This window comes from Mycobacteroides sp. PCS013, from assembly GCF_049532645.1.
Lineage (GTDB): Bacteria > Actinomycetota > Actinomycetes > Mycobacteriales > Mycobacteriaceae > Mycobacterium > Mycobacterium gwanakae.
Genome location: NZ_CP150131.1, coordinates 763,272 through 786,088 on the forward strand (window position 1 = coordinate 763,272; position 22,817 = coordinate 786,088).

Annotated in this window: 20 protein-coding genes and 2 tRNA genes; 16 read left to right on the plus strand and 6 right to left on the minus strand. The window is 64.8% G+C overall.

The window, feature by feature from the left end; translation table 11 throughout:
* Positions 1 to 80: 80 nt before the first annotated feature.
* The 4 genes from ettA to RHO23_RS03775 all read left to right on the plus strand — a co-directional run bounded on the left by ettA (position 81) and on the right by RHO23_RS03775 (position 7,762).
* Positions 81 to 1,754: an energy-dependent translational throttle protein EttA gene (gene ettA, locus RHO23_RS03760; protein WP_030095083.1), complete on the plus strand. Its 1,674-nt coding sequence runs from the start codon at positions 81 to 83 to the stop codon at positions 1,752 to 1,754.
* 227 nt (positions 1,755 to 1,981) lie between these two features.
* The gene (locus RHO23_RS03765; protein WP_423489163.1) at positions 1,982 to 6,652 is read left to right on the plus strand and encodes an NAD-glutamate dehydrogenase; all 4,671 of its coding nucleotides are present in this window, start codon (positions 1,982 to 1,984) and stop codon (positions 6,650 to 6,652) included.
* Between the two features lie 7 nt (positions 6,653 to 6,659).
* On the plus strand, positions 6,660 to 7,118 hold the full coding sequence (locus RHO23_RS03770) for an acyl-CoA thioesterase (protein ID WP_423488678.1): 459 nt from the start codon (positions 6,660 to 6,662) through the stop codon (positions 7,116 to 7,118).
* Positions 7,115 to 7,762: a hypothetical protein gene (locus RHO23_RS03775; protein WP_423488679.1), complete on the plus strand. Its 648-nt coding sequence runs from the start codon at positions 7,115 to 7,117 to the stop codon at positions 7,760 to 7,762. Before RHO23_RS03770 ends, RHO23_RS03775 begins: the two co-directional genes overlap by 4 nt.
* On the opposite strand, the gene RHO23_RS03780 is transcribed toward RHO23_RS03775, so the two are convergent.
* Together RHO23_RS03780 and RHO23_RS03785 are read right to left on the minus strand one after the other, a co-directional pair.
* Entirely contained in the window at positions 7,759 to 9,348 is a 1,590-nt protein-coding gene (locus RHO23_RS03780) for a glycoside hydrolase family 13 protein (protein ID WP_057964980.1), read from the minus strand. The two genes, RHO23_RS03775 and RHO23_RS03780, sit on opposite strands and share 4 nt — an antisense overlap.
* 52 nt (positions 9,349 to 9,400) lie before the next feature.
* On the minus strand, positions 9,401 to 9,808 hold the full coding sequence (locus tag RHO23_RS03785; RefSeq protein ID WP_046253153.1) for a globin: 408 nt from the start codon (positions 9,806 to 9,808) through the stop codon (positions 9,401 to 9,403).
* 237 nt (positions 9,809 to 10,045) lie between these two features.
* Here RHO23_RS03785 and RHO23_RS03790 point away from each other — a divergent pair, with 237 nt between their 5' ends.
* From RHO23_RS03790 to RHO23_RS03805, 4 genes are all read left to right on the plus strand, one after another.
* On the plus strand, positions 10,046 to 10,597 hold the full coding sequence (locus RHO23_RS03790) for an HNH endonuclease (protein ID WP_101312223.1): 552 nt from the start codon (positions 10,046 to 10,048) through the stop codon (positions 10,595 to 10,597).
* 31 nt (positions 10,598 to 10,628) lie between these two features.
* Positions 10,629 to 10,895 carry a hypothetical protein gene (locus tag RHO23_RS03795; protein WP_030095090.1) on the plus strand — a complete coding sequence of 89 codons (267 nt, stop codon included), beginning with the start codon at positions 10,629 to 10,631 and terminating at the stop codon, positions 10,893 to 10,895.
* A complete protein-coding gene (locus RHO23_RS03800) occupies positions 10,882 to 11,349 on the plus strand; it encodes a DUF5130 domain-containing protein (protein WP_030095091.1) in 468 nt (155 codons plus the stop codon). The genes RHO23_RS03795 and RHO23_RS03800 overlap by 14 nt, the downstream gene beginning before the upstream one ends.
* A 112-nt stretch (positions 11,350 to 11,461) precedes the next feature.
* Positions 11,462 to 12,331, plus strand: coding sequence for a hypothetical protein (locus RHO23_RS03805; protein WP_217339627.1), 870 nt, complete (start codon positions 11,462 to 11,464; stop codon positions 12,329 to 12,331).
* 43 nt (positions 12,332 to 12,374) lie between these two features.
* Here the strand turns inward: RHO23_RS03805 and pepN are convergent, their stop codons facing one another.
* Positions 12,375 to 14,936, minus strand: a complete 2,562-nt coding sequence (gene pepN, locus RHO23_RS03810; RefSeq protein ID WP_423488680.1) for an aminopeptidase N — start codon at positions 14,934 to 14,936, stop codon at positions 12,375 to 12,377.
* Between the two features lie 103 nt (positions 14,937 to 15,039).
* On the opposite strand from pepN, the gene RHO23_RS03815 reads away from it, so the two are divergent.
* Positions 15,040 to 15,657 carry a DsbA family protein gene (locus tag RHO23_RS03815; protein WP_030095094.1) on the plus strand — a complete coding sequence of 206 codons (618 nt, stop codon included), beginning with the start codon at positions 15,040 to 15,042 and terminating at the stop codon, positions 15,655 to 15,657.
* Here the strand turns inward: RHO23_RS03815 and RHO23_RS03820 are convergent.
* Positions 15,654 to 16,610 (minus strand): M48 family metallopeptidase, encoded by a 957-nt coding sequence (locus RHO23_RS03820; RefSeq protein WP_030095095.1) that lies wholly within the window; start codon positions 16,608 to 16,610, stop codon positions 15,654 to 15,656. The genes RHO23_RS03815 and RHO23_RS03820 overlap by 4 nt on opposite strands.
* A gap of 47 nt (positions 16,611 to 16,657) precedes the next feature.
* On the opposite strand from RHO23_RS03820, the gene RHO23_RS03825 reads away from it, so the two are divergent.
* The 3 genes from RHO23_RS03825 (at position 16,658) to RHO23_RS03835 (ending at position 18,681) form a co-directional block, all read left to right on the plus strand.
* Positions 16,658 to 17,137: a ribose-5-phosphate isomerase gene (locus RHO23_RS03825; RefSeq protein WP_423488681.1), complete on the plus strand. Its 480-nt coding sequence runs from the start codon at positions 16,658 to 16,660 to the stop codon at positions 17,135 to 17,137.
* Between the two features lie 6 nt (positions 17,138 to 17,143).
* Positions 17,144 to 17,941 (plus strand): Fpg/Nei family DNA glycosylase, encoded by a 798-nt coding sequence (locus tag RHO23_RS03830; RefSeq protein ID WP_423488682.1) that lies wholly within the window; start codon positions 17,144 to 17,146, stop codon positions 17,939 to 17,941.
* A gap of 77 nt (positions 17,942 to 18,018) precedes the next feature.
* On the plus strand, positions 18,019 to 18,681 hold the full coding sequence (locus RHO23_RS03835; RefSeq protein ID WP_423488683.1) for a TetR/AcrR family transcriptional regulator: 663 nt from the start codon (positions 18,019 to 18,021) through the stop codon (positions 18,679 to 18,681).
* A 6-nt stretch (positions 18,682 to 18,687) separates the two neighbouring features.
* Here RHO23_RS03835 and RHO23_RS03840 read toward each other — a convergent pair whose 3' ends face one another.
* Together RHO23_RS03840 and RHO23_RS03845 are read right to left on the minus strand one after the other, a co-directional pair.
* Positions 18,688 to 19,563: a DUF1542 domain-containing protein gene (locus RHO23_RS03840; protein WP_423488684.1), complete on the minus strand. Its 876-nt coding sequence runs from the start codon at positions 19,561 to 19,563 to the stop codon at positions 18,688 to 18,690.
* Between the two features lie 21 nt (positions 19,564 to 19,584).
* A tRNA-Gly gene (locus tag RHO23_RS03845) sits at positions 19,585 to 19,658 on the minus strand.
* Between the two features lie 142 nt (positions 19,659 to 19,800).
* Here RHO23_RS03845 and RHO23_RS03850 point away from each other — a divergent pair.
* The 4 genes from RHO23_RS03850 to RHO23_RS03865 all read left to right on the plus strand — a co-directional run bounded on the left by RHO23_RS03850 (position 19,801) and on the right by RHO23_RS03865 (position 22,795).
* Positions 19,801 to 19,874, plus strand: a tRNA-Pro gene (locus RHO23_RS03850).
* A gap of 66 nt (positions 19,875 to 19,940) precedes the next feature.
* Complete coding sequence (gene tig / locus RHO23_RS03855) at positions 19,941 to 21,410, plus strand: trigger factor (RefSeq protein WP_064408318.1); 1,470 nt, start codon at positions 19,941 to 19,943, stop codon at positions 21,408 to 21,410.
* A 141-nt stretch (positions 21,411 to 21,551) separates the two neighbouring features.
* On the plus strand, positions 21,552 to 22,145 hold the full coding sequence (locus RHO23_RS03860; RefSeq protein ID WP_005060147.1) for an ATP-dependent Clp protease proteolytic subunit: 594 nt from the start codon (positions 21,552 to 21,554) through the stop codon (positions 22,143 to 22,145).
* Positions 22,142 to 22,795, plus strand: coding sequence for an ATP-dependent Clp protease proteolytic subunit (locus RHO23_RS03865; RefSeq protein ID WP_046253161.1), 654 nt, complete (start codon positions 22,142 to 22,144; stop codon positions 22,793 to 22,795). The genes RHO23_RS03860 and RHO23_RS03865 overlap by 4 nt, the downstream gene beginning before the upstream one ends.
* Positions 22,796 to 22,817: the final 22 nt, after the last annotated feature.

Below are 22,817 nucleotides of genomic sequence, written 5' to 3' on the forward strand. Positions count from 1 at the left end.
ACCTAGGATGGTTCGGGCAGCCCACCAGAATGGTCGTGAGCTGCGGCTAAAGAACTTAGAGGAGAGGCGACAGCGCGGCAATGGCTGAGTACATCTACACGATGATGAAAGTCCGCAAGGCGCATGGCGACAAGGTCATCCTCGACGATGTCACCCTGAACTTCCTGCCCGGCGCCAAGATTGGTGTGGTCGGTCCTAACGGTGCCGGTAAATCCAGCGTCCTGAAGATCATGGCCGGGCTGGACAAGCCGAACAACGGCGAAGCATTCCTGGCCAACGGGGCCAGCGTCGGAATCCTGATGCAGGAGCCGGAGCTGGACGAAACGAAGACGGTGCGCGAGAACGTCGAGGCCGGCGTCGCGCTCAAGGGCAAGCTGAATCGGTACAACGAGGTCGCCGAATTGATGGCCACCGACTACTCCGATGAACTCATGGAAGAGATGGGCAAGCTCCAGGAAGAGCTGGATGCCGCCGATGCCTGGGACATTGACTCGCAGCTGGAGCAGGCCATGGACGCGCTGCGCTGCCCGCCACCGGACGAGCCCGTGACACATCTGTCCGGTGGCGAGCGCCGCCGGGTCGCGTTGTGCAAGCTGCTGCTGTCCAAGCCTGATCTGCTGCTGCTCGACGAGCCCACCAACCACTTGGACGCCGAGAGCGTGCTGTGGCTTGAACAGCACCTGGCCAGCTACCCGGGTGCCATCCTGGCCGTCACCCACGACCGGTACTTCCTGGACAACGTGGCCGAGTGGATCCTCGAGCTGGACCGCGGCCGCGCGTACCCCTATGAGGGCAACTACTCCACCTACCTGGAGAAGAAGGCCGAGCGCATCGCCGTACAGGGGCGCAAGGACGCCAAGCTGCACAAGCGCCTGCAGGAAGAGCTCGCATGGGTGCGTTCAGGCGCCAAGGCCCGTCAAGCCAAGAACAAGGCACGGCTCGGGCGCTACGAGGAGATGGCCGCCGAGGCGGAGAAGACGCGGAAGCTCGACTTCGAGGAAATCCAGATTCCCACCGGCCCGCGCCTGGGCAATGTGGTGGTCGAGGTGAGTCATCTCGACAAGGGATTCGAGGAACGCGCCCTCATCAAAGATCTCTCGTTCACGCTGCCCCGTAACGGCATCGTCGGCGTGATCGGCCCCAACGGTGTCGGTAAGACCACCCTGTTCAAGACCATTGTCGGGTTGGAGAATCCCGATGGCGGCGAGGTCAAGGTGGGCGAGACCGTCAAGCTGAGCTACGTCGACCAGAGCCGTGCCGGTATCGACCCCAAGAAGAACGTCTGGGAGGTTGTTTCCGACGGGCTCGACCACATTGTGGTCGGTCAGAATGAAATGCCTTCGCGGGCTTATGTTTCCGCATTCGGCTTCAAGGGGCCGGATCAGCAGAAGCCTGCGGGCGTGCTCTCCGGCGGTGAGCGCAACCGTCTGAACCTGGCGTTGACCCTCAAGCAGGGCGGCAACTTGATCCTGCTCGACGAGCCCACCAACGACCTGGACGTCGAAACCCTGAGCTCACTGGAAAACGCGCTTGAGCAGTTCCCGGGCTGCGCGGTCGTCATCTCGCACGACCGGTGGTTCCTGGACCGCACCTGTACGCACATCCTGGCGTGGGAGGGAAGCGACGATAACCCCGCTTCCTGGTTCTGGTTTGAAGGCAACTTCCAGGCCTACGAAGAGAACAAAGTGGAACGTTTGGGTATCGATGCAGCCAGACCTCATAGAGTTACCCACCGCCGCCTGACACGCGACTAGGGTGAGATTGCGTGCCGAAACCCGGTACGCAAACTCGGCCAGGAGCGTTCTGCGTGACTGTTAACACAGGGACCACAACTTCCGAAAACACGCCATCTGCCAATGGATCTGGCGTGCCCACCATCGAGGCGCTGAGCGCTGCGTTCAGCCACGCCCGGTACGCGGGGGAGATGGATTGGGACGAGGTGGTCGACGCAGATGGGCACACCGCGACACCGGCGCCGCCGGTGCGCGAGGCCCTCATGCGCGCGCTGCTGCGGTTGGCCGCACGGCGAGCGCCGCACGAGATAACGATGGCCACCTATCGCAACGGTGACGACGCGGGGCTGGGAACCGCTCTACAACTGGTCACCGATTACACGCCGTTGCTGACCGAATCCATCACGGTGCTGCTGCGCCGTCAGGGTGTGGCGATCGTCGACCTGATGGACCCGGTCTTCACCGTGAAACGTGCCGCCGACGGCACGCTGCTGTCGGCGGTCCCGGTGGAAAACCTGCAAAGCGATATCGCGCCCGATACCGAGTGCTGGATCCACCTGCAGCTGCCGCCCTCCATCGACGCCGAGCGTCTGGGATTCATCGAAACGCAGCTGCCGCACACCCTGGAGGACGGCAGCCACGTCGCCGCGGATACCGATGCCATGCGCGATGCGGTTGTCGAGCTGTCCGGCGCTCTGGACGCCTCGGCCGGTAGCGCCAGGTTCTCGTCCGCCGAGCTGACTGAGGTCGCCAACCTGCTGCGCTGGCTCGTCGACGGAAACTTCACCATATTGGGCTACCAGCGCTGCACCGTCGAGAACGGTCGCGCAACCGCTGACGAGTCGAGCCGGCTCGGCCTGCTCAAACGCCGCGAAGAGGTGCTGCCGCAGCTCACCCACAACGACCAGCTGCTGGTCCTCGCGCAGGCCACCACACCTACCTATCTGCGATACGCCATCTATCCGAACATCGTGGTGATCAGACAAGAAGACGGCAACGGTCCGGCCGTCGAGCATCGCCTTGTCGGTGTCTTCACCGTCGCCGCGACCAACGCCGATGTGCTGGCCATCCCGGTGATCTCCGACCGCGTGCATCAGGTCCTCGGCCGCTCAGACGCCAGCCAGGACTCGTTGGCGGGCCACATGCTGATCGAGTTCATGCAGAACCTGCCTCGTGCCGAGCTGTTCGCATCGAGTGTCGATCGGCTCTACGACGTGGTGACCGCCGTGAGAAACATTGGTGCGCATCCGGGTTCACTACTGTTCCTGCGCGCCGACGAGTTGGGGAACTTCGTCACGGCGCTGGTATACCTGCCTCGCGACCGCTACACCACCACGGTGCGGCTGGCCATGCAAGACATCTTGGTGCGCGAACTCGGCGGTACCGGTATCGACTACACCGCCCGTGTCAGCGAATCACCCTGGGCATTGGTTCATTTCACTGTCCGCATGCCGGAGAACAGCCTGCACGGCAGCGTCGACACCTCGGAAGCCAACCGGGTACGCATCCAGGCGTTGCTCACCCAGACCACCCGGACCTGGAGCGATCGTCTGGTCCGCGCGGTGCGCCCCAATTCACCGATCGACCGCGCCTGCGCGGAGCGGTACTCAGTCATCCTGCCTGAGGTTTTCAAGACAAATGTGCCGCCCGCTGAGGCCATTGCCGACATCGCAAGAATCGAAGGGCTGCAAGAGAACTCTATCGACCTGGCCTATGACGCCGACGAGCTGGGCACCGGCGTGCTCAGCATGTACCTCGGTGGTCGCTCGGCCTCCCTGAGCCAGGTGCTGCCGGTGTTGCACAGCATGGGCGTCGACGTGCTCGAAGAACGCCCGTATCACTTCACCCGGCCGGACGGTCTGGCGGTCTCGCTGTACGCATTCCGCATCGTGGTGCACCCGGCGATCACACGTACCTTCGATGCCGAGGGCACCGCGCGCCGCGCCGAGCTGCTCACCAACGCCATCGACGATGTGTGGCACGGCCGTGTCGAAATCGACAGATTCAATGAGCTGGTGCTGCGCGCCGGGCTCACGGCCGGTCAGATCACGATTCTGCGCGGTTATGCCAAGTACCTCCGGCAGGCCGGCTTCCCCTACAGCCAGGCGCATATCGAGACGGTCCTGGCCGATAACTCCCAGACCGCACGCGATTTCGTCGAACTGTTCGAGGCCCGGTTCGACCCCGCCGTCACCGACGACACGCTGGCCGATGCCAAGGCCGCCCAAGTGCTCGCCGAGATTGACAAGGTGGTCAGTCTGGATACCGATCGGGTGCTGCGCGCGTTCTTCGGCCTGATCCAGGCCACCTTGCGTACCAACTACTTTGTGACCAAGCCGGATTCGGCGCGCGCCAACGGTGTGCTGTCCTTCAAGCTCAACCCGCGCGAGATCACCGAGCTGCCCGAGCCACGGCCCCGCTTCGAGATCTTCGTGTACTCCCCGCGGGTGGAGGGAGTGCACCTGCGCTTCGGCCCGGTCGCCCGCGGCGGGCTGCGCTGGTCGGACCGCCGCGAGGACTTCCGCACTGAGATCCTGGGTCTGGTCAAGGCGCAGGCCGTGAAGAACGCGGTCATCGTTCCGGTCGGCGCCAAGGGCGGATTCGTCGTCAAGAATCCGCCGGCCAGCACCGGCGACGCCGCCGTCGACCGCGACGCGTTCCGCGCCGAGGGAGTCGAGTGCTACCGGCGCTTCATCAGCGGTCTGCTCGATATCACCGACAACCGCGACCGCGCCACCAATGCGGTCGTGGCCCCCGAGGGAGTGCGGCGCCGCGACGGCGACGACCCCTACCTCGTTGTCGCCGCCGACAAGGGCACCGCCACCTTCTCCGATATCGCCAACGATGTCGCCCTGTCGTACGGGTTCTGGCTCGGCGACGCGTTCGCCTCGGGCGGCTCCGTCGGCTACGACCACAAGGCCATGGGCATCACCGCCCGCGGCGCCTGGGAGAGCGTGAAACGTCACTTCCTGGAAATGGGGATCGATACCCAGACACAGGATTTCACTGTCGCAGGCGTCGGCGACATGAGCGGAGATGTCTTCGGCAACGGCATGCTGCTGTCCCAGCACATCAAGCTGGTGGCTGCCTTCGACCACCGGGACATCTTCTTAGACCCGAACCCCGATCCGGCATCGTCCTGGGCTGAACGTAAGAGGATGTTCGCGCTGGAACGCTCCAGCTGGGCCGACTACAACTCGGCGCTCATCAGCCCGGGAGGCGGTGTCTTCAGTAAGGCACAAAAATCCATACCGATCAGCCCCGAGGTTCGTGACGCGCTCGGAATCGACAGCGACGTCAAAGAAATGACACCTCCGCAGCTCGTCCGCGCGATCCTGCTGGCCCCGGTCGATCTGTTCTTCAACGGCGGCATCGGCACCTACGTCAAGGCCGAGAGCGAATCACACGCCGACGTGGGGGACAAGGCCAACGATGCCGTGCGCGTCAACGGAAACCAAGTGCGCGCGCGAGTGATCGGCGAAGGTGGCAACCTTGGACTGACATCGCGGGGCCGTATCGAGTTCGAACTCAACGGCGGTCGGGTCAACACCGACGCACTGGACAACTCCGCCGGAGTGGACTGCTCGGACCACGAGGTCAACATCAAGATCCTGATCGATTCGCTGGTCAGCGCCGGCAAGGTCGAAGCCTCCGAACGGACGGCATTGCTGGAGTCGATGACCGACGATGTTGCCACCCTTGTGTTGGCCGACAACGAATCCCAGAACAACCTCATGGGCACCAGCCGGGCCAACGCGGCCTCGCTGCTGAGCGTGCACGCGCGCCAGATCGCCTACCTGGTTGCCGAACGTGGACTCGATCGTGAACTGGAGGCGTTGCCTTCCGAGAAGGAGATCGAGCGCCGCGCGGCACTCGGGATCGGTTTGACCTCACCGGAATTGGCAACCCTCATGGCGCATGTCAAGCTCGGGCTCAAGGACGATCTGCTGGCCAGCGACGCCCCGGATCAAGAGGTCACCCTGCGCCGCATGGTGCACTACTTCCCGAACGTGCTGCGTGAACGGTTCGACGCGGAGATCCGACAGCATCCGCTGCGCAAAGAGATCTACGCCACCATGCTGGTCAATTCGGTGGTCGACTGCGGCGGAATCACCTACGTGTACCGGCTCTTCGAGGATGCCGGAACGGGTTCGGTGGACGGGCTCAAGACCTATGTGGCCGTGGAGGCCATCTTCGGACTGCGCTCATTGTGGGACCGCATCCGGCATGCCGATGTGCCAGTGGCGGTTTCGGATCGGCTGACGCTGGACATGCGGCGCCTGCTGGACCGCGCATCGCGGTGGCTCATCAGCTACCGGCCGCAGCCTCTGGCTGTCGGCGCCGAGATCAACCGGTTCGCGCAGGGTATCGCCGAGCTGACCCCAATGCTCACCACATGGCTGCGTGGTCACGACCTGGAGATCGTCACCAAGCAGGCCGAAGACCTGATGGAGCTGGGCGTTCCGGCCGATCTTGCCCGTGATGTGGCCGGCTGCCTGTACGGCTTCAGCCTGCTGGACATCATCGACATCGCCGACATCGCCGATCGTGACGGTGCGGAGGTTGCCGATCTGTACTTCACCCTGATGGACGACCTGCGGGTGGACGATCTGCTGACCGCGGTCTCCCAGCTCGAGCGCAATGACCGTTGGCATTCCCTGGCCCGGTTGGCGATCCGCGACGACATCTACTCCTCGTTGCGGGCGCTCACCATGGATGTGCTCTCCGTCGGCGAGCCCGATGAGACCGGCGAGCAGAAGATCGCCGAGTGGGAGTTCACCAATGCCTCGCGCCTGGAACGGGCCCGAGGCACGCTCGCGGAGATCTTCGCGTCGGGTGAACCGGACCTGGCGACGTTGTCGGTGGCAGCACGCCAGATCAGAGGGATGATCAGGAGCAGCATCAGCGGTCCTGCATGATGGTGCGATGAGCTTTAGCGGAGAGCAGCAGACACCGGTGAGCATCGACGACAAGCCAGGTTATGTCGCGGCGGTGCCGGTCCGCTGGTCCGATATCGACATGTACCAGCACGTGAACCACGCGACGATGGTGACGATCCTGGAAGAAGCGCGAGTGCCGTTCCTGCGGGACGTGTTTGGCGCCGAGATCACCACCACGGGCCTGCTCATCGCCGATGTCCACGTGAAATACAAGGGGCAAGTGCGGCTCGCCGACTCTCCACTGCAGGTGACCATGTGGGTCTCGAAGATCAGAGCGGTGGACTTCACGATCAACTACGAGGTGCGTTCGGTGAACGCGGCGCCGGATTCCAAACCCGCGGTGATCGCGGACACCCAGCTGGTGACTTTTCACCTGGACAGCCAAACCCTGTTGCGTCTCACCGACACCCATCGCGAGTACCTGCAACGCTGGTCGCGACCGTGACCGAGGCCCCGCTGCGGGTGCCCGACGCCTTCGACCGCAAGGACCTGGCGACGTTCCTCACCCGCGCCGCACGACTGGACGAGTCCGCAGTGGTGCGGCTGCGTCTTCGAGACGACGGCCGGATAGTCGTCTGGACCGCAACACAATTCGACGTGCTGGCCTGCCGCGCCGTGCGCGGTGAGCTGAGAACCCCCGATATCACCGCCGCAGTCGACGAAGTGCTGCGCGGCCTACAGGCCCCGGACGCAGACGGCTACGTGCACACGGGTTTCCCGATGGACTCGGTGTGGCGGGGTGCGTTGCCCGCCGATAGCGGATTTGAGTATCTGGACGACATTCCGGCACGGACAGTGCTCGAACTGGCGCAGCGCGGGGGAGAGCTGGCACGCGAACACGGCAGTGCCCACGGTCCACCGGTGTCGCTGCTGGACCAATCCGTCGTGACGGTCGATGGAACCGATGGCCGACCGGTCGACGTGCCGATGCGATGCGTATTTGCTTTGGCAGCAATGGGATTTGTGCCCACCAACCCCGCCGAGGATGAACCGGTGCGGGTGCGCGCCGTGCCCGCATGGTTACGGCTGGACGCCCGCTTCGGGTCGGTGTACCGCCGCCGGACCGATCTGACGCTATCGGTCCGCTAGACGATCCAGGCCGCGGTGTTGCGTGGCAGCTTGCCGTTGACGAGCGGCCCGCTGGTCAGGATGACCTCGCCCGCAGGCAAGTCCACCAGGTCACTGCTGACATTCAGGGCGCAGGTCAGTCCGCCGCCCTTGACGCGGAACGCCAGCGCACCCGGTGGGCTGCCATACCACTCCAGGCTGGTGCCGTTGAATTCTTTTCGGTTCTTGCGTAATTCGATGGCACGCCGGTACAGCGACAGCGTGGAGTCGGCCTGTTCCAGCTGATGTTCGACGGTGAAGTCGGCCCAGCCATGGGGCATCGGCAGCCAGGTCTGATCGTTGGACGAGAAGCCATACGGGGGATCGGTGCCCTCCCAAGGGATCGGAACCCGGCAGCCGTCGCGACCCCGTTCGGTGTGGCCGGAGCGTTCCCATACCGGGTCCTGCAGGGCCTCGTCGGGTAGATCCACATTCGGCAGCCCCAGTTCGGAACCGTTGTAGATGAACACAGTTCCGGGCAGCGCCAGCATCACCAGGGCCATGGCGCGGGCCCGCCACTGGCCGATCTGGCCGTTGCCGTAGCGCGTCACCTCGCGCTCCACGTCATGGTTGGACAGCGTCCAGGTGGGGGTTGCGCCTACGGAATCGACTGCAGCAAGCGAATTTTCGATGGCGGCGCGGATCTTGTCCGCGTCGAAGTCGGCCTCTACCAGCTTGAAGTTGAATCCGAGATGCAGCTCGTCGGGCCTGACGTACTCGGCGAAGCGAGTGTTGTCGTTCACCCAGATCTCGCCGACGGCGACCACATCGCGGTACTGGTCGAGCACCTTGCGGATCTTGCGGTGGTACTCGTGTACACCCTCGTTGTTGAAACGTGGGTCCTCGTCGGCGATGTGCAGCATCGAGGTCTCGGTGTCCTCGATATCGGGAAGGCCCGGCGGCTTGGCCATGCCATGGGCGACATCGAGCCGGAAGCCGTCAATGCCACGGTCCAGCCAGAACCGCAGGGTCTCGGCGAAGTCATCGAACACTTCCGGGTTGTCCCAGTTGACATCTGGCTGTTCCGGGGCGAACAAATGCAGGTACCACTGGCCGGGTGTGCCATCGGGCTCGGTCACCCGGGTCCAGGCCGGACCGCCGAACACCGAAGGCCAATTGTTAGGCGGCAGTTCGCCGTTGACGCCCTTGCCGTCGCGGAAGATGTAACGCGAGCGAGCCTCACTGCCAGGTTCGGCGGCGAGAGCCTCGATGAACCAGCGATGCTCGGAGCTGGTGTGGTTGGGCACCAGGTCCATGATGACCTTGATGTTGTGGCGGTGGGCGGAGGCGATGAGCCGGTGCATCGCGATCGATCCACCGAACAACGGGTCGATCTCCCGGGGGTTCGACACGTCGTAGCCGTGGTCGGCCATCGGAGATTTGGTAACGGGATTTAGCCAGATCCCTTGGATGCCGAGCAAATCAAGGTAGCCGAGTTTTGCTGATATGCCATCGAGATCACCGACGCCATCGCCGTCGCTGTCGCCGAACGAGCGTGGGTAGATCTGATAGAAGACGGCTCGCGACCACCAGGGGTCGTCATGTTGGCCCAAGTAGGCGGCGGTCACGGTTGATCATTCTGCACCACGACGGCGCTGGCCTCGAATCGCGATCGACGTATCAGAACGGTGAGTTGACCATCGACTGCGCCGCCATCTCCAGGTAGCTCCACAGCTGGGCGCGATGGTCGTCGTCAAGGGTGTTCCGGTCGATGGAGTCAACGGCGGTCCGCATGCAGCGCAGCCACGCGTCACGCTCGATGGGGCCGATCCGATACGGCGCGTGGCGCATCCGCAGTCGAGGATGTCCGCGCTGGTCGGAGTAGGTGCGCGGGCCGCCCCAATACTGTTCCAGAAACATCCGCAGTCGATCCTCGGCGCCGGTGAGGTCTTCCTCCGGATACAGGGGCCGCAGTACCTCGTCGTCGGCGACAAGCTCGTAGAAACGAGCCACGATCGCATGGAAAGTGGCGGCGCCACCGACGGCGTCGTAGAAGTTTTCAGGGGTGGGGGCTGCCACGTCGTCCATTGTGCCGGTACGCACTTGGGTCGGTCAGCCGGGTTGGTTACGCGATGTTCATTGGATTGACCTGCGAACACGGCGCAAATTGTCGTGCGAAGACCGCCGAATCGTGGTGCACTGGTTGTAATGGTGCAACACAAGAAGAGCCGCGGGCACCGGCATAACAGTGCCAGCGCTGGGCCGACCCAGAACGGGTCGGCCCGAATACTGCACAGTGTCCCAGGGACGAGGGTCCCCGGGACCATCCCCCCACAGCAATCCAACGACGCCGGTTCCCTATGGGGCCGGCGTCGTGTGTTATTGCTGAACTCCACATATGAGCCGCTCACAGCGCTGCCGATGCGCCGTGCGGTGATCATGTTGCTGTGCGGCAAGGCCGATGTGGTGCACGACGATCCGGGTGCTCCCGTCATCCATTCGGCCACCACGTCGGTGGCGGTGCCGTCGGTGATCAGGCTCAGGACCTTCGTGCGTGTGCCCTACCGGGCCCGGGTTCCGATGACGCGGGCCGCGCTGATGCATCGCGATCGGTTCCGCTGCGCGTACTGCGGTGGACGCGCCGACACCATCGATCACGTCATCCCGCGCAGTAAGGGCGGCGCGCATTCCTGGGAGAACTGCGTGGCCTGCTGTTCGTCGTGTAATCACCGCAAGGCCGACCGGCTGCTGGCGGACTTGGGCTGGGCGTTGCACACCACACCGATGCCGCCGAAGGGCCAGCACTGGCGGCTGCTGTCGTCGGTCAAGGAACTCGACCCGGCATGGGTCCGATATCTAGGGGAGGGCGCGGCATGACTTCCCGGCGCGGTCGGCTACGGTTTGCATCGTGAGCTTTCTCAACAGCCCCACATACATCGGGATGCCGGTCTGGGTAGCCCTGATCACGCCCGTCTTCTTTGTGCTCGTCGGATTGTGGACGATGCGCAAGAAGGGCCCGCACCCCGCGACCTTCAACATGAACGACGGCTGGACGCACGCCCCGATCCTGTGGGCCGCTGTCGACGAGAACATTGGTGACGCGCACGGGCATGGCCACGGCCATGGACACGCAGGCACCGAGGCGATTGGAGGGTCCGCAAGTGGCAAGTGGTGAAGTCATCAAGACTGCTCCCGCCGATCTGCCGCGCGGGTGGGCCGAGACCATCAGCGGACGCCTCTCGGGGGTTACCGAGCCGGGCGCGCTGTCGGTCGAGTACCCGTTCCCCAACTACGAGCTAGCCACACTCGACGATGCGCTGACCTACGGGTCGCGTCAGTCGAAGGCGCGATTTTCCGTGTACATCGGCGATCTGGGATCGGACACCGCCGCAGGAGCACGCGATGTGTTCCTGAAGGTGCCGACGCCGGATGAGGCCGTGCTGATCGCGGTGTCGCCCAACCAGCATGTCGTGGAGGTCGTCTACGGCGAGGGACTCAAGGGTCGCGGTGCCGAGTCGGCCGCCGACCTGGGGGTCGCTGCTGCTGTGGCGTCGTTCAAGGAAGGCAACCTGCTCGACGGGATCATCAGCGCGGTGCGCGTGATGAGCGCCGCCATCTCGCGCCCCTGATCCCCACCTCTCTCTGCGCCGAGCGCATACCGCATGCATGCGAAATCTCTGAATTCGCTGCTTCTGGTATGCGCTCGATGCTTTTGTCGGTGGCCTGTCGCATGATTCGGCGATGGGGAGCGGGGTAATCCTTGGGAGCGAGGCGATTCACGCGGGTTTGGTGACCCGGCATGAGCTGTCGACGACGTACGTGGCCAGGCACAAGGACGTCTACGTTCCGCGGGGCATCGCGGTAACGCCGACCATCCGTGCGGAGGCGGCATGGCTGCGATCGCGTAGGCAGGGAGTGCTTGCAGGGTTCTCTGCGGCAGCACTGCACGGTGCGCAATGGGTTGACCCATCTCGACCGGCGGAGATTGTTGACGACCACAACCGGCGTCGCGAGCCAGGCGTAGTGACTCTTCGATGCACCCTCCAGGACGACGAGGTGTGTGTAATCGGCGGGATGCGGACCACGACCGCGGCTCGCACGGCGGTTGATCTCGCCTGCCGCTATCCGCAGGGCGTCGCGGTGGCCGCGCTGGACTCTCTTGTGCGCGCTACGCAACTCGCACTGTCAGACGTCGCTGAACTCGCGTCGCGACATCCGGGCATGCGTGGCATTCGTCGGGCGCATGCGGCGCTTGATCTGGTGGATGCTGGGGCGCAGTCGCCCAAGGAGACCTGGCTGCGGCTGCTGCTGGTACGGGCCGGGTTGCCGCGCCCTGCCACGCAGGTCATGGTGCACAACGGCGACTTCGTTGCGCTCGCGTACATCGACATGGGGTGGGAGGACCTCATGGTCGGCATCGAGTACGACGGAGACCAGCACCGCAGCGACCGTCGGCAATACCTCAAGGACATCAAGCGTCTGGAGATGCTCGAGGGCATGGGCTGGCTGATTGTCAGGGTGGTCGCGGAAGACCACCCGGACGACATCATCCGGCGCGTGCGCGAGGCCCTGGCTCGCCGAGCGCATACCGCAGGCAGGCGAATCGCGTGAAAGGCCTGCGCCTGGTATGCACTCGGCGTCAAACGAAGGGGCGCTACTGGGCGTCGAACTCGCGGGCCCGCAGTGACCTGACGATGCCCGCGCGCCCCTCGGAGACCAGACGACGCAGCGCCGACGGGATCTCCTTGGCCAAGAAGCCATCTGCTGACTCCACCGCACGCTGCGAGATATCCCACGACGGGTACAGGCCGATCACCACGGTCTGCGCCACCTCGCTGGAACGCCGTGCCCACACATCCTCGATGACATCGAAGTAGCGACCCGCGAACGGTGCCAGCAGCTCAGCCTGTCCGGGCTGCACGATTCCCGCGATGACCGAACGCGCGGTGATGTTCGGCAGCGTGTCATCTTCGATGACCTGCTTCCACGCCGCCTCTTTCACCTCCGCGACCGGCCTGGCCGCGCGAGCCTGGGCCGCCTGACGCTTGCCTGCGGCCGTCGGGTCGCGCTCCAGCTCGGCATCGATGAACACCGACGCGTCCGGCTCCAGCGCTCCGGAGGCCGCCAGCGCGTTCACGATTCGCCACCGTAGGTCGGTGTCCACCGTCAGACCGGGCAGATCCAGCGACGCCGGATCGGAGTCCAGCAGCGCCTGCAGCACGACAGTATGCCCCGCCGACAACACCGAGTTGGTGAAGGCATTCACGAATGCCAGCTGGTGATCCGAGCCTGCCTCGGCGGCGCGCGCCAGTTCCAGCAGACGATCGGCGAACGCCGGCCAGCCATGCTCGCGTGCCCACTCGGGCTCCACATACGAGCTCAACGCCGTCTGCGCCTGCAGCAGCAGACGCTGCGCCACACCGACTTCCGACTCGGCATGCACACCCGAGGACACCAGTGCCACGAAGTCGCGCGCCCGCAGCTCGGCCTCGCGGGTCATCTCCCATGCTGCCGACCACGCGAGCGTGCGCGGCAGCGGCTCGGCGATATCGGCTACCCGCGAGAGCACCGTCTGAAGTGACTCGTCGTCCAGGCGCAGTGAGCAGTAGGTCAGATCGTCGTCGTTGACGATGATCAGCTTCCCGCGGGAAACACCAACCAGCCCGGGCACATCCGTCGAGGATCCCTCGACATCCAACTCAAGCCGGTGCGTGCGCACCAGCTTGCCGTCCACGTCGTCGTAGATCCCGACGGCCAGGCGATGCACCCGCGTCTCGCCGGCACCCGGGGCGGCCCCGGACTGCTTGACGGCGAACCGGGTGAACTTGCCGTCCGCGTCCACCTCGAAGTCGGGGGAGAGCGTGTTCAGTCCGGTGGTCTTGAGCCACTGCGTGCCCCAGTCCGACAGATCGCGTCCTGAGGCCTCTTCCAGCGCGCCCAGCAGGTCGTCGAACGTCGCGTTGCCGAACGCGTGCGCCTTAAAATACGCGCGCAGACCAGATAGGAAGTTCTCCAAACCGACATACGCCACAAGCTGTTTGAGCACACTGGCGCCCTTGGCGTAGGTGATGCCGTCGAAGTTCACCTCCACAGCGGCCAGATCGGGGATGTCGGCGGCCACCGGATGGGTCGACGGCAGCTGATCCTGGCGGTACGCCCACGACTTCTCGACATTGGCGAACGTGGTCCATGCCTCGGTGTACTCGGTGGCCTCTGCCTGGCACAGCACCGAGGCGAAGGTCGCGAAGGACTCGTTGAGCCACAGGTCATCCCACCAACGCATGGTGACCAGATCGCCGAACCACATGTGCGCCATCTCGTGCAGCACGGTCTCGGCACGTCGCTCATAGGAGTACTTGGTGACCTTGGAACGGAAGACGTAGTCCTCCAGGAAGGTCACCGCACCGGCGTTCTCCATGGCGCCCGCGTTGAACTCGGGCACGAACAGCTGGTCGTACTTGCCGAACGCGTACGGAGTGCCAAAGTTCTTGTGATAGAAGCCGAATCCCTGCTTGGTTTCGGTGAAAAGCCGGTCGGCGTCCATGAACTCCGACAGTGAGGCGCGGCAGTAGATGCCCAGGTCGATGGTGCCGTGGTCATCGGAGTACACGTCGTTCCACCGCGCGTACGGCCCGGCGATCAGCGCGACCAGGTAGGTGCTCATCTTGGCGGTGGTCGCGAAGGTGTGCACACCATCAGCAACCGACAGCGGGGCACCGTTGGAGATCACCTGCCAGTGCGCCGGGGCGGTCACCGTGACATCGAAGGCAGCCTTGAGATCGGGCTGATCGAAGCACGCGAACATGCGCTTGGCATCGGCGGTTTCGAACTGCGAGTACAGGTACACCTCGTCGTCCACCGGGTCCACGAAGCGGTGCAGACCCTCACCGGTGTGCGAGTACTCGAGGTCGGCCTCGACCACCACGGTGTTCGTGGCGGCCAGCCCGTCCAGTGTGATGCCGTTCTCCTCGTCGTACCCGCTGACGTCCAGTTCGACGCCGTTGAGCTCGGCGCGGCGTACGGTGCGGGCCGCGATATCGATAACCGTTGAGGCCCCCGGCTGCGCGGTGAAGGTGACGGTGGTCGACGAGTGAAAGGTTTCTTCGCTCGGACCGCCGTTACCGTCGGTGAGGTCGAGGGTTATCGCGTAATGCTCGACGTCGATCGCAGCGGCGCGGGCCGCGGCCTGGTCACGGGTGAGGTTGGGGAGTGCCACGTACCCAACGTAGCCGGTAGACGCGTCGGGAACACGGCGGCGGGAACGTGAGTTGGGACAAACTGGAGCTAACCCTGCCCGACTCACATCCGAAAGGCGCGCAATGTCTGCAGACAAGAAGGATCTCGCCGAGTTCTGGTTCGACCCGCTATGTCCGTGGTGCTGGATCACCTCGCGGTGGATCCTGGAGGTCCAGAAGGTTCGCGATATCGACGTGAAATTCCGGGTGATGAGTCTGGCCGTCCTCAACGAGGGCCGCGAGGACCTGCCGGAGCGCTACCAGGAACTCATGAAGACGGCCTGGGGACCGGTGCGGGTTGCTATCGCCGCCGAGCAGGCCAAGGGCCCCGAGATCCTCGAGCCGCTGTACACCGCGCTGGGCACCCGGATCCACAACCAGGACAACAAGGACCTCCCGGCGGTCATCGCGGAGTCCCTGGCCGAGGTGGGCCTGCCCGCCGAGCTGGCCGATGCGGCCGAGTCGACCGAGTACGACGCGGCGCTACGCGAGAGCCACCACGCCGGCATGGACAAGGTGGGCCCGGATGTGGGCACCCCGACGATCCACGTCAATGGTGTGGCTTTCTTCGGTCCGGTGATCTCCAAGATCCCGCGTGGTGAAGAGGCGGGGAAGCTCTGGGATGCGTCGGTGATCTTTGCCTCGTACCCGCACTTCTTCGAGCTCAAGCGCACCCGCACCGAGCCGCCGACGTTCGACTAGTAGCGCGGCGGCGGATTGTCGAAGGTGTACGCCTGCTGATGCGGCAGGTAGCCGTGCGGTATCGGCGGCGGCGCGGGCGGTAGCAGCGGCGGCACCGGAGGAATGGGAGTCGGCGGCAGCAGCTTGGGCCGGAAGAACAACGACCCGGCCTGCTGCCGATTCCGCAGCGCCGCCGCGCGCCAGGTGTGCACAGGATGGCTGGAGAGCATGTTGACCAGCCAGACGAAGAACCCCGTCTCCAGGGTGGCGCGGTTGGCCAGTGTGTCGAACTCGACCCGCTTGAGCAGGTACTTACCGGCCGCCATGACGCCGATCGCCCCCTGAATTCCGGTGGGGCGCATGGCGTATCCGTGGTTGTCGGCGGTGTACTCCATGGACCGCGACAGCGAGGTGCCCAGGAACGGGACGAAGTTCATCGCGGTCTGGGCGAACTGTCGCCAATAGGAGGCGTGCCCGGCGGCGATGTGGCCGACCTCGTGCCCGATGATGAAGGCCAGGGCCTCCGGATCACGCGCCTCGCCGCCGATCTCGAACAGGTCGCTGTAGACGACGACGAACCGGCGGAAGCCGTGGCCGCTGGCGAAGGCGTTGATCTGGCCGTTGCCCAGCACGACGTAAGCGTCGGGCAGCTCCTGCAGACCGAAACGCTGCGCTGCCTCGACGACCAGCGCGTACCCCTCGGGGAACTGGGTGGGGGACATCTTCACGCCGTTCACCCGCTGCTGCCCGTAGAGAATGCCTCGACCCAGGTACAAGGTCAGGGGGGTGGCGGCCAGCGCGACGATGATGATGTTCAGATCGGCGTTCTCGGGGTCGGCGAGATACCCGACGATGCTGAAAATCGCACCGATGTACAGCAGCACTGTGAACAGGATCACGACGACGAGCAACCCGATCTCCCAGGGATGTCGACGTGGGGGATAGGTGTACTGGGGCAGTCCGACCGGGTACATGCGCGCCACGGTAACCGACCGCAGGGCAACCTGACACAATCAGCGGCATGCGCGTCTATGTCGGAGCCGATCACGCCGGATACGAGTTGAAGCAGAAGATCATCGAGCATCTTCGTGGCCGTGGCCACGAGCCGGTGGACTGCGGTGCCTTTGAGCTGGACCCGCAGGACGACTACCCGGCGTTCTGCATCGATGCCGCGCGGCGCACCGTCGCCGATCCGGGCAGCCTCGGCATCGTGCTGGGCGGTTCGGGTAACGGTGAGCAGATCGCGGCCAACAAGGTCCCCGGCGCTCGATGTGCGCTGGCCTGGAGCCTGGAGACTGCGGTACTGGCCCGCGAGCACAACAACGCCCAACTGATCGGCATCGGCGGACGCATGCACACCGTGCCCGAGGCACTGGCCATCGTCGACGCCTTCCTTGCGGCCAAGTGGTCGGAGGAGCCGAGGCACCAGCGCCGCATCGACATCCTGGCCGAGTACGAGACCACCCACGAAGCGCCGCCGGTACCGGGCGCCGACGCGTAAACGCCTGTGCCGGAGGGGCATACCCTGCACCGGCTGGCGCGGCTGCACCAGCGCCGGTTCGCCGGTTCGGCGGTGGCTGTCAGTAGTCCGCAAGGCCGATTCACCGAAGGAGCGGCCGCGGTCAACGGACGCACCTTGGTGAAGGCCCATGCCTGGGGCAAGCATCTGTTCCACGATTACGGCCCAGCCGGTGTGGTGCATGTGCACCTGGGGTTGTACGGCACGTTCACCGAGCTGCCGGTTCCGATGGGTGTGCCGGTGGGACAGGTGCGGATGCGCATCGAGGGCCCGCAGTTCGGTACCGATCTGCGCGGCGCGACGGCATGTGAGCTCATCGACGCACCGCAGGTCGACGCCATTCTGGCGCGCCTGGGTCCCGACCCGCTGCGCCCCCGATCCGACCCGTCATCGGCCTTCGAGCGGATCGTTAAGTCGCACAGGCCAATCGGTGCGCTGCTGATGGACCAGAAGATCATCGCCGGGGTTGGCAATGTGTATCGCAGCGAGGTGTTGTTCCGTCAGCGGATCGACCCGTACCGGCCCGGCAGCCACCTGCAATCCGAAGAACTCACCGCATTGTGGGATGACCTTGTGGACCGCATGCGTGTCGGGCTGCGCGTCGGGAAGATCGTTGTCGTCGACCCCGAATACGACCATGGCGAGCCCTCGTACGCACCGGACCGCCCGCGCACCTACGTGTATCGGCGCGCGGGTGCGCCGTGCCGGGTGTGCGGCACGTCGATCCTCACCGCGGAGATGGACGCGCGAAACCTGTTCTGGTGTCCCTCATGTCAAAACGCGTGATGTCAGCCACGGTGACGTGTCGAGTTGTAAGCTGCACTGGGTGGGACCGCGAGTACCAATAACCCGAAGGGGAGCTCATGACGCGACCGGGTGCGCCATTGGGAAAGCTCATGGCGCGCGCGGTACGCGGACTGGGTTCGCACCCCGAACCCGACGATATCGAGATCCGGTTGCTGGACGCCGCCATTGAAGTACTGGCCGAGCGAGGCACGCAGACGGCCACTATCGACGAGGTCGCGCGGCGGGCGAAAGTGGGCCGCGCCACAGTATTTCGGCGGTTCTCCAGCAAGGATCAATTGTTCGAGCGAGCCCTTGCTCAAGAAATGCAGAAGTTCCTGGACGAGCTGCAGGAACGCGCGGGCGGTTTCGACGACATCGGCGAGCGGGTTGCCGAGGGGTTCGCGGTTTGCATCGAGGTTGTGAATCACCCTCTGCTGCGCGGTGATTCACTCATCGCGAGGATGACGGCCATAGAAGCGATCACGCAGGGTGACCCTGCCCCCATCGAGCTGGCACGGAACTATCTCGCCGCCCAGATCGACCAGATGCGGGCGGAAGGGCGTATTCCGCCGGGCGATTCCAGGCGGCAGGTCGATGTCTTGATTCATCTGGTGTTGGGATACATGGCCTCGCCCGCGACAACGATCGACCTCGGCAACACCGAAGAGGTGCGTGCGCTGGCGCGCGAGACATTCGCGCCGATCCTGCTCGCGCCCAATGTGCCCGTCAACGCGCAATAGCGCGCCCTAGAAGTCGCCGAAGTCCCCGCCGAAGTCGCCGCCGCCACCATCCCAACCGCCGCCGTCCCAGCCGCTGCCGCCGCCCTGGTCCCAGCCTCCGCCGCCTTGATCCCAGCTGGAACCACCCTGGTCCCAGCCGCCTTGATCGGCCCCGCCCGAACCCTGATCCCAACCGCCCTGATTCGCGCCGCCGTCGTTGCCTGCGTTCAGGCCGGCGTCGTATCCGTCCGAATAGCCCTGGCCGAAACCGCTCTCGAAGCCCGAGGCGCCGTACCCGACACCGTGCATACCGGAGAAGAGCGAGTTGAACAGCAGTGCCGAACCCACGCCCCAGGCACCGGCGACAAGAGCGGGCTTCCACCAGGGTTCGGAGTACCAGCCCGCGGGTACGGGACGTCCGGCGACGGTGCCGCCGGGGTAGTAGTTGGGGGTGCGGCCCGACGGCTCCGGGGAAGCCTCGATCTCGCGTCCCTCGAAGTTGATGCGCCGATCCTCGCTGACGGATCCGGCCTTGCTCTGCCCGGCGGTGGAGGGGAGTTCGGGTCCGGGGTCCATGCCCATGGCCAGGCGGGCTGCTCGCACGTAGTACAACCCCTCGATGGCGCTTTCCTTGGCCAGCGTTGCCTGCGCGGGGGTCCGGGCCTGCTCGATGGCCGAGGACGCTGCGGTATAGCGCTCGGAGGCGTCGGCGAGTGCCTGCCGGGACGCGTCATCGTTCCCGCTCAGCCCCAGCACCTGACCGCCGAGGCGTTCGGTGAGGCGGCGGGCGTCGGCCTTGGCGTCCTCGAGCTGGTCGCCACGTCGGCGGCTCGATCCCTGTGTGTAGATGATCGCGCCGCCGACGATCACGCCGAGGAGAAGCAGGCCCAGGATGATTTCCATGGCACCTACGGTACTGATGTGTGGAGCGGGTGACGGGAATCGAACCCGCGTAGCTAGTTTGGAAGACTAGGGCTCTACCATTGAGCTACACCCGCATGCTTGCGAGGTTGTCCCGCACGCGCTGACGAATGTACAGCGCCGGGGCGGATCAAATCCAATTCATGCCGTTGCATGTCGAGGCCGTAAGATCGCTTGGTCTCGTACGGAGTCTTGGACGAAGTATGGACGCAGGTCCGACGGGGTGTAGCGCAGCTTGGTAGCGCATCCGCTTTGGGAGCGGAGGGTCGCAGGTTCAAATCCTGTCACCCCGACAGCACGACAGCACGAAGAACCGCAGGTCACGACGATCTGCCGCGAACCATAAAGGAGCACTGCACGTGAAGAGCACCGTCGAAAAGCTGAGCCCGACCCGGGTTCGCATCAACGTCGAGGTTCCCTTCGCAGAGCTCGAACCAGATTTCTCAAAGGCCTACAAGGAGCTCGCTCAGCAGGTCCGCCTGCCCGGTTTCCGCCCTGGCAAGGCCCCCGCGAAGCTGCTCGAGGCACGCGTCGGCCGCGCCGCGGTGCTGGAGCAGGTCGTCAACTCGGCGCTCCCGGGCCGCTACAGCGAGGCCGTCACCGCGTCCGACGTCAAGCCGCTCGGACAGCCGGAGATCGAGGTCACCAAGATCGAGGACGGCCAGGAGCTGACCTTCACCGCCGAGGTGGATGTGCGTCCCGAGATCGAGCTGCCCGACCTGAGCACCGTCGCGGTCACTGTTGAGCCCGTCACCGTCGAGGACACCGAGGTCGACGCCGAGCTGGAAGCGCTGCGCGCGCGGTTCGGAACCCTCAAGGGTGTCGAGCGTGCCGCCGAGAACGGCGACTTCGTCTCGATCGACCTGTCGGCCACCGTGGACGGCAAGGAGGTCGAGGAGGCCTCGACCACCGGCCTGTCTCATGAGATCGGCTCCGGACAGCTGATCGACGGCCTCGACGAGGCCATCATCGGCCTGAAGTCCGGCGAGGAGAAGGTGTTCACCACCAAGCTGGCCGCCGGCGAATTCGCCGGACAGGACGCCGAGGTCACCGTCAAGGTCGGCTCCGTCAAGGAGCGTGAGCTTCCTGCCGCTGACGACGATTTCGCCCAGCTGGCAAGCGAATTCGACACCATCGGCGAGCTCAAGGACAGCCTCATCGAGCAGGTGAAGGGTCGCAAGCGGATCGCGCAGGCCGACGAGATCCGTAACGAGACCATCACCGCGCTGCTCGACCAGATCGAGATCCCGGTGCCCGAGAAGATCCTCGAAGAGCAGATCGGCAACAGCCTGCACGAGGCCGTCCACGGTCTGGACCACAACGAGGAGCGCCTCAACGAGCTGCTCGAAGAGCAGGGCACCTCGCGTGAAGAGTTCGACAAGGACATGCGTGAGTCCGCCACCAAGTCGATCAAGACCGAGCTGCTGCTCGACGTGATCGCCGACAAGTTCGACATCAACGTCGACCAGCAGGACCTCACCGAGCGTTTGGTCCTGATGTCGCGTCAGTACGGCATCGAGCCGCAGCAGCTGATCCAGTACCTGACCCAGCAGCAGCAGCTGCCCGGCCTGTACGTCGACGTGCGCCGCGGTAAGGCCATCGCCGAGGTCATCCGCCAGGCCAAGGTGACCGACTCCACCGGTGCGAACGTGGACGTCGACGCCGTGCTGGGGCCGCGTCGCGGTGGGGCCGACGAGGCCGCTGCCGAGCCTGATGCCGAGGAGAAGCCGGCCAAGGCCAAGAAGAGCGCGGACAGCGAGAAAACAGACAAGTCCGAAAAGGCCGAGAAGAAGGCCAAGAAGAAGAGCAAGGACGACGACGCCGAGTAGTCCGCGTCACGCTCTGAGCGAACTCGCCCGTGGCGGGGAGTGCGCAGCACCCGATGTTGGTTAATGTCGGCAGTACACGGAATTGGTTTCTTAAGCGGAATCCCGAAGAGCTAGACGAAGGCAGGTTGCACAGTGACTGAAATGCGTTCGGCGACAGCCGGGCTCAACCTGATCGACTCGGTGTATGAGCGTCTGCTCTCCGAGCGCATTATTTTCCTGGGCCAGCAGGTGGACGACGACATCGCCAACAAGCTGTGCGCGCAGATCCTGCTGCTGACGGCCGAGGACCCCACCAAGGACATCCACCTGTACATCAACTCTCCGGGTGGGTCGATCAGCGCCGGCATGGCGATCTTCGACACCATGCAGCTCTCGGAGTGCGATATCGCGACCTATGCGATGGGTATGGCCGCGTCCATGGGCGAGTTCCTGCTGGCCGCCGGCACCAAGGGCAAGCGCCACGCCCTGCCGCACGCCCGCATCCTGATGCACCAGCCCCTCGGTGGTGTGACCGGAAGCGCCTCGGACATCGCCATCCAGGCCGAGCAGTTCCAGGTCATCAAGAAGGAAATGTTCCGGCTCAACGCCGAGTTCACCGGCAAGAGCATCGAGCAGATCGAACAGGACTCCGACCGCGACCGCTGGTTCACCGCCCCGGAGGCACTCGAATACGGGTTCGTGGACAAGATCATCACCCGCGGCAATCTCAACGGCAGCAAGGGAGCCTCCAAGTGATCTCGAAGCACCTCAACCCGGAACTGGCTCCGCAGGCCCGCTACATCCTGCCCTCGTTCATCGAACACTCGAGCTTCGGTGTCAAGGAGTCGAACCCCTACAACAAGCTGTTCGAGGAGCGCATCATCTTCCTCGGCGTGCAGGTGGATGACGCCTCGGCCAACGACATCATGGCCCAGCTGCTGGTGCTGGAGTCGCTGGATCCCGACCGTGAGATCACCATGTACATCAACTCCCCGGGTGGTTCTTTCACCTCGTTGATGGCGATCTACGACACCATGCAGTACGTCCGCTCCGACATCCGCACAGTGGTACTGGGCCAGGCCGCCTCGGCCGCCGCGGTGCTGCTCGCCGCCGGTACCCCCGGCAAGCGGATGGCGCTGCCGAACGCGCGCGTCCTCATCCATCAGCCCGCGCTGTCCGGTGTGATCCAGGGTCAGTTCACCGACCTGGAGATCCAGGCCAAGGAGATCGAGCGCATGCGGGTGTTGCAGGAGACGACCCTGTCCCGGCACACCGGTAAGGATGCGGAGATCATCCGTAAGGACACCGACCGCGACAAGATCTTCACGGCCGAGGAGGCCAAAGAGTACGGGATCATCGATGTCGTCCTGGAGTACCGCAAGCTCTCCGCGCAGGCAGCTTCGTAGCTGCCTGCCGGCGGGCCCGGAT

What these genes read in the sequence shown, in the direction of transcription:
- ettA (WP_030095083.1), top strand. Translation starts at nt 81, where the DNA reads ATGGCTGAGTACATCTACACGATGATGAAAGTCCGCAAGGCGCATGGC.
- RHO23_RS03770 (WP_423488678.1), top strand. Translation starts at nt 6,660, where the DNA reads ATGAGCTTTAGCGGAGAGCAGCAGACACCGGTGAGCATCGACGACAAG.
- RHO23_RS03785 (WP_046253153.1), bottom strand. Translation starts at nt 9,808, where the DNA reads ATGGACGACGTGGCAGCCCCCACCCCTGAAAACTTCTACGACGCCGTC.
- RHO23_RS03805 (WP_217339627.1), top strand. Translation starts at nt 11,462, where the DNA reads ATGGGGAGCGGGGTAATCCTTGGGAGCGAGGCGATTCACGCGGGTTTG.
- RHO23_RS03815 (WP_030095094.1), top strand. Translation starts at nt 15,040, where the DNA reads ATGTCTGCAGACAAGAAGGATCTCGCCGAGTTCTGGTTCGACCCGCTA.
- RHO23_RS03820 (WP_030095095.1), bottom strand. Translation starts at nt 16,610, where the DNA reads ATGTACCCGGTCGGACTGCCCCAGTACACCTATCCCCCACGTCGACAT.
- RHO23_RS03825 (WP_423488681.1), top strand. Translation starts at nt 16,658, where the DNA reads ATGCGCGTCTATGTCGGAGCCGATCACGCCGGATACGAGTTGAAGCAG.
- RHO23_RS03835 (WP_423488683.1), top strand. Translation starts at nt 18,019, where the DNA reads ATGACGCGACCGGGTGCGCCATTGGGAAAGCTCATGGCGCGCGCGGTA.
- RHO23_RS03840 (WP_423488684.1), bottom strand. Translation starts at nt 19,563, where the DNA reads ATGGAAATCATCCTGGGCCTGCTTCTCCTCGGCGTGATCGTCGGCGGC.
- RHO23_RS03860 (WP_005060147.1), top strand. Translation starts at nt 21,552, where the DNA reads ATGCGTTCGGCGACAGCCGGGCTCAACCTGATCGACTCGGTGTATGAG.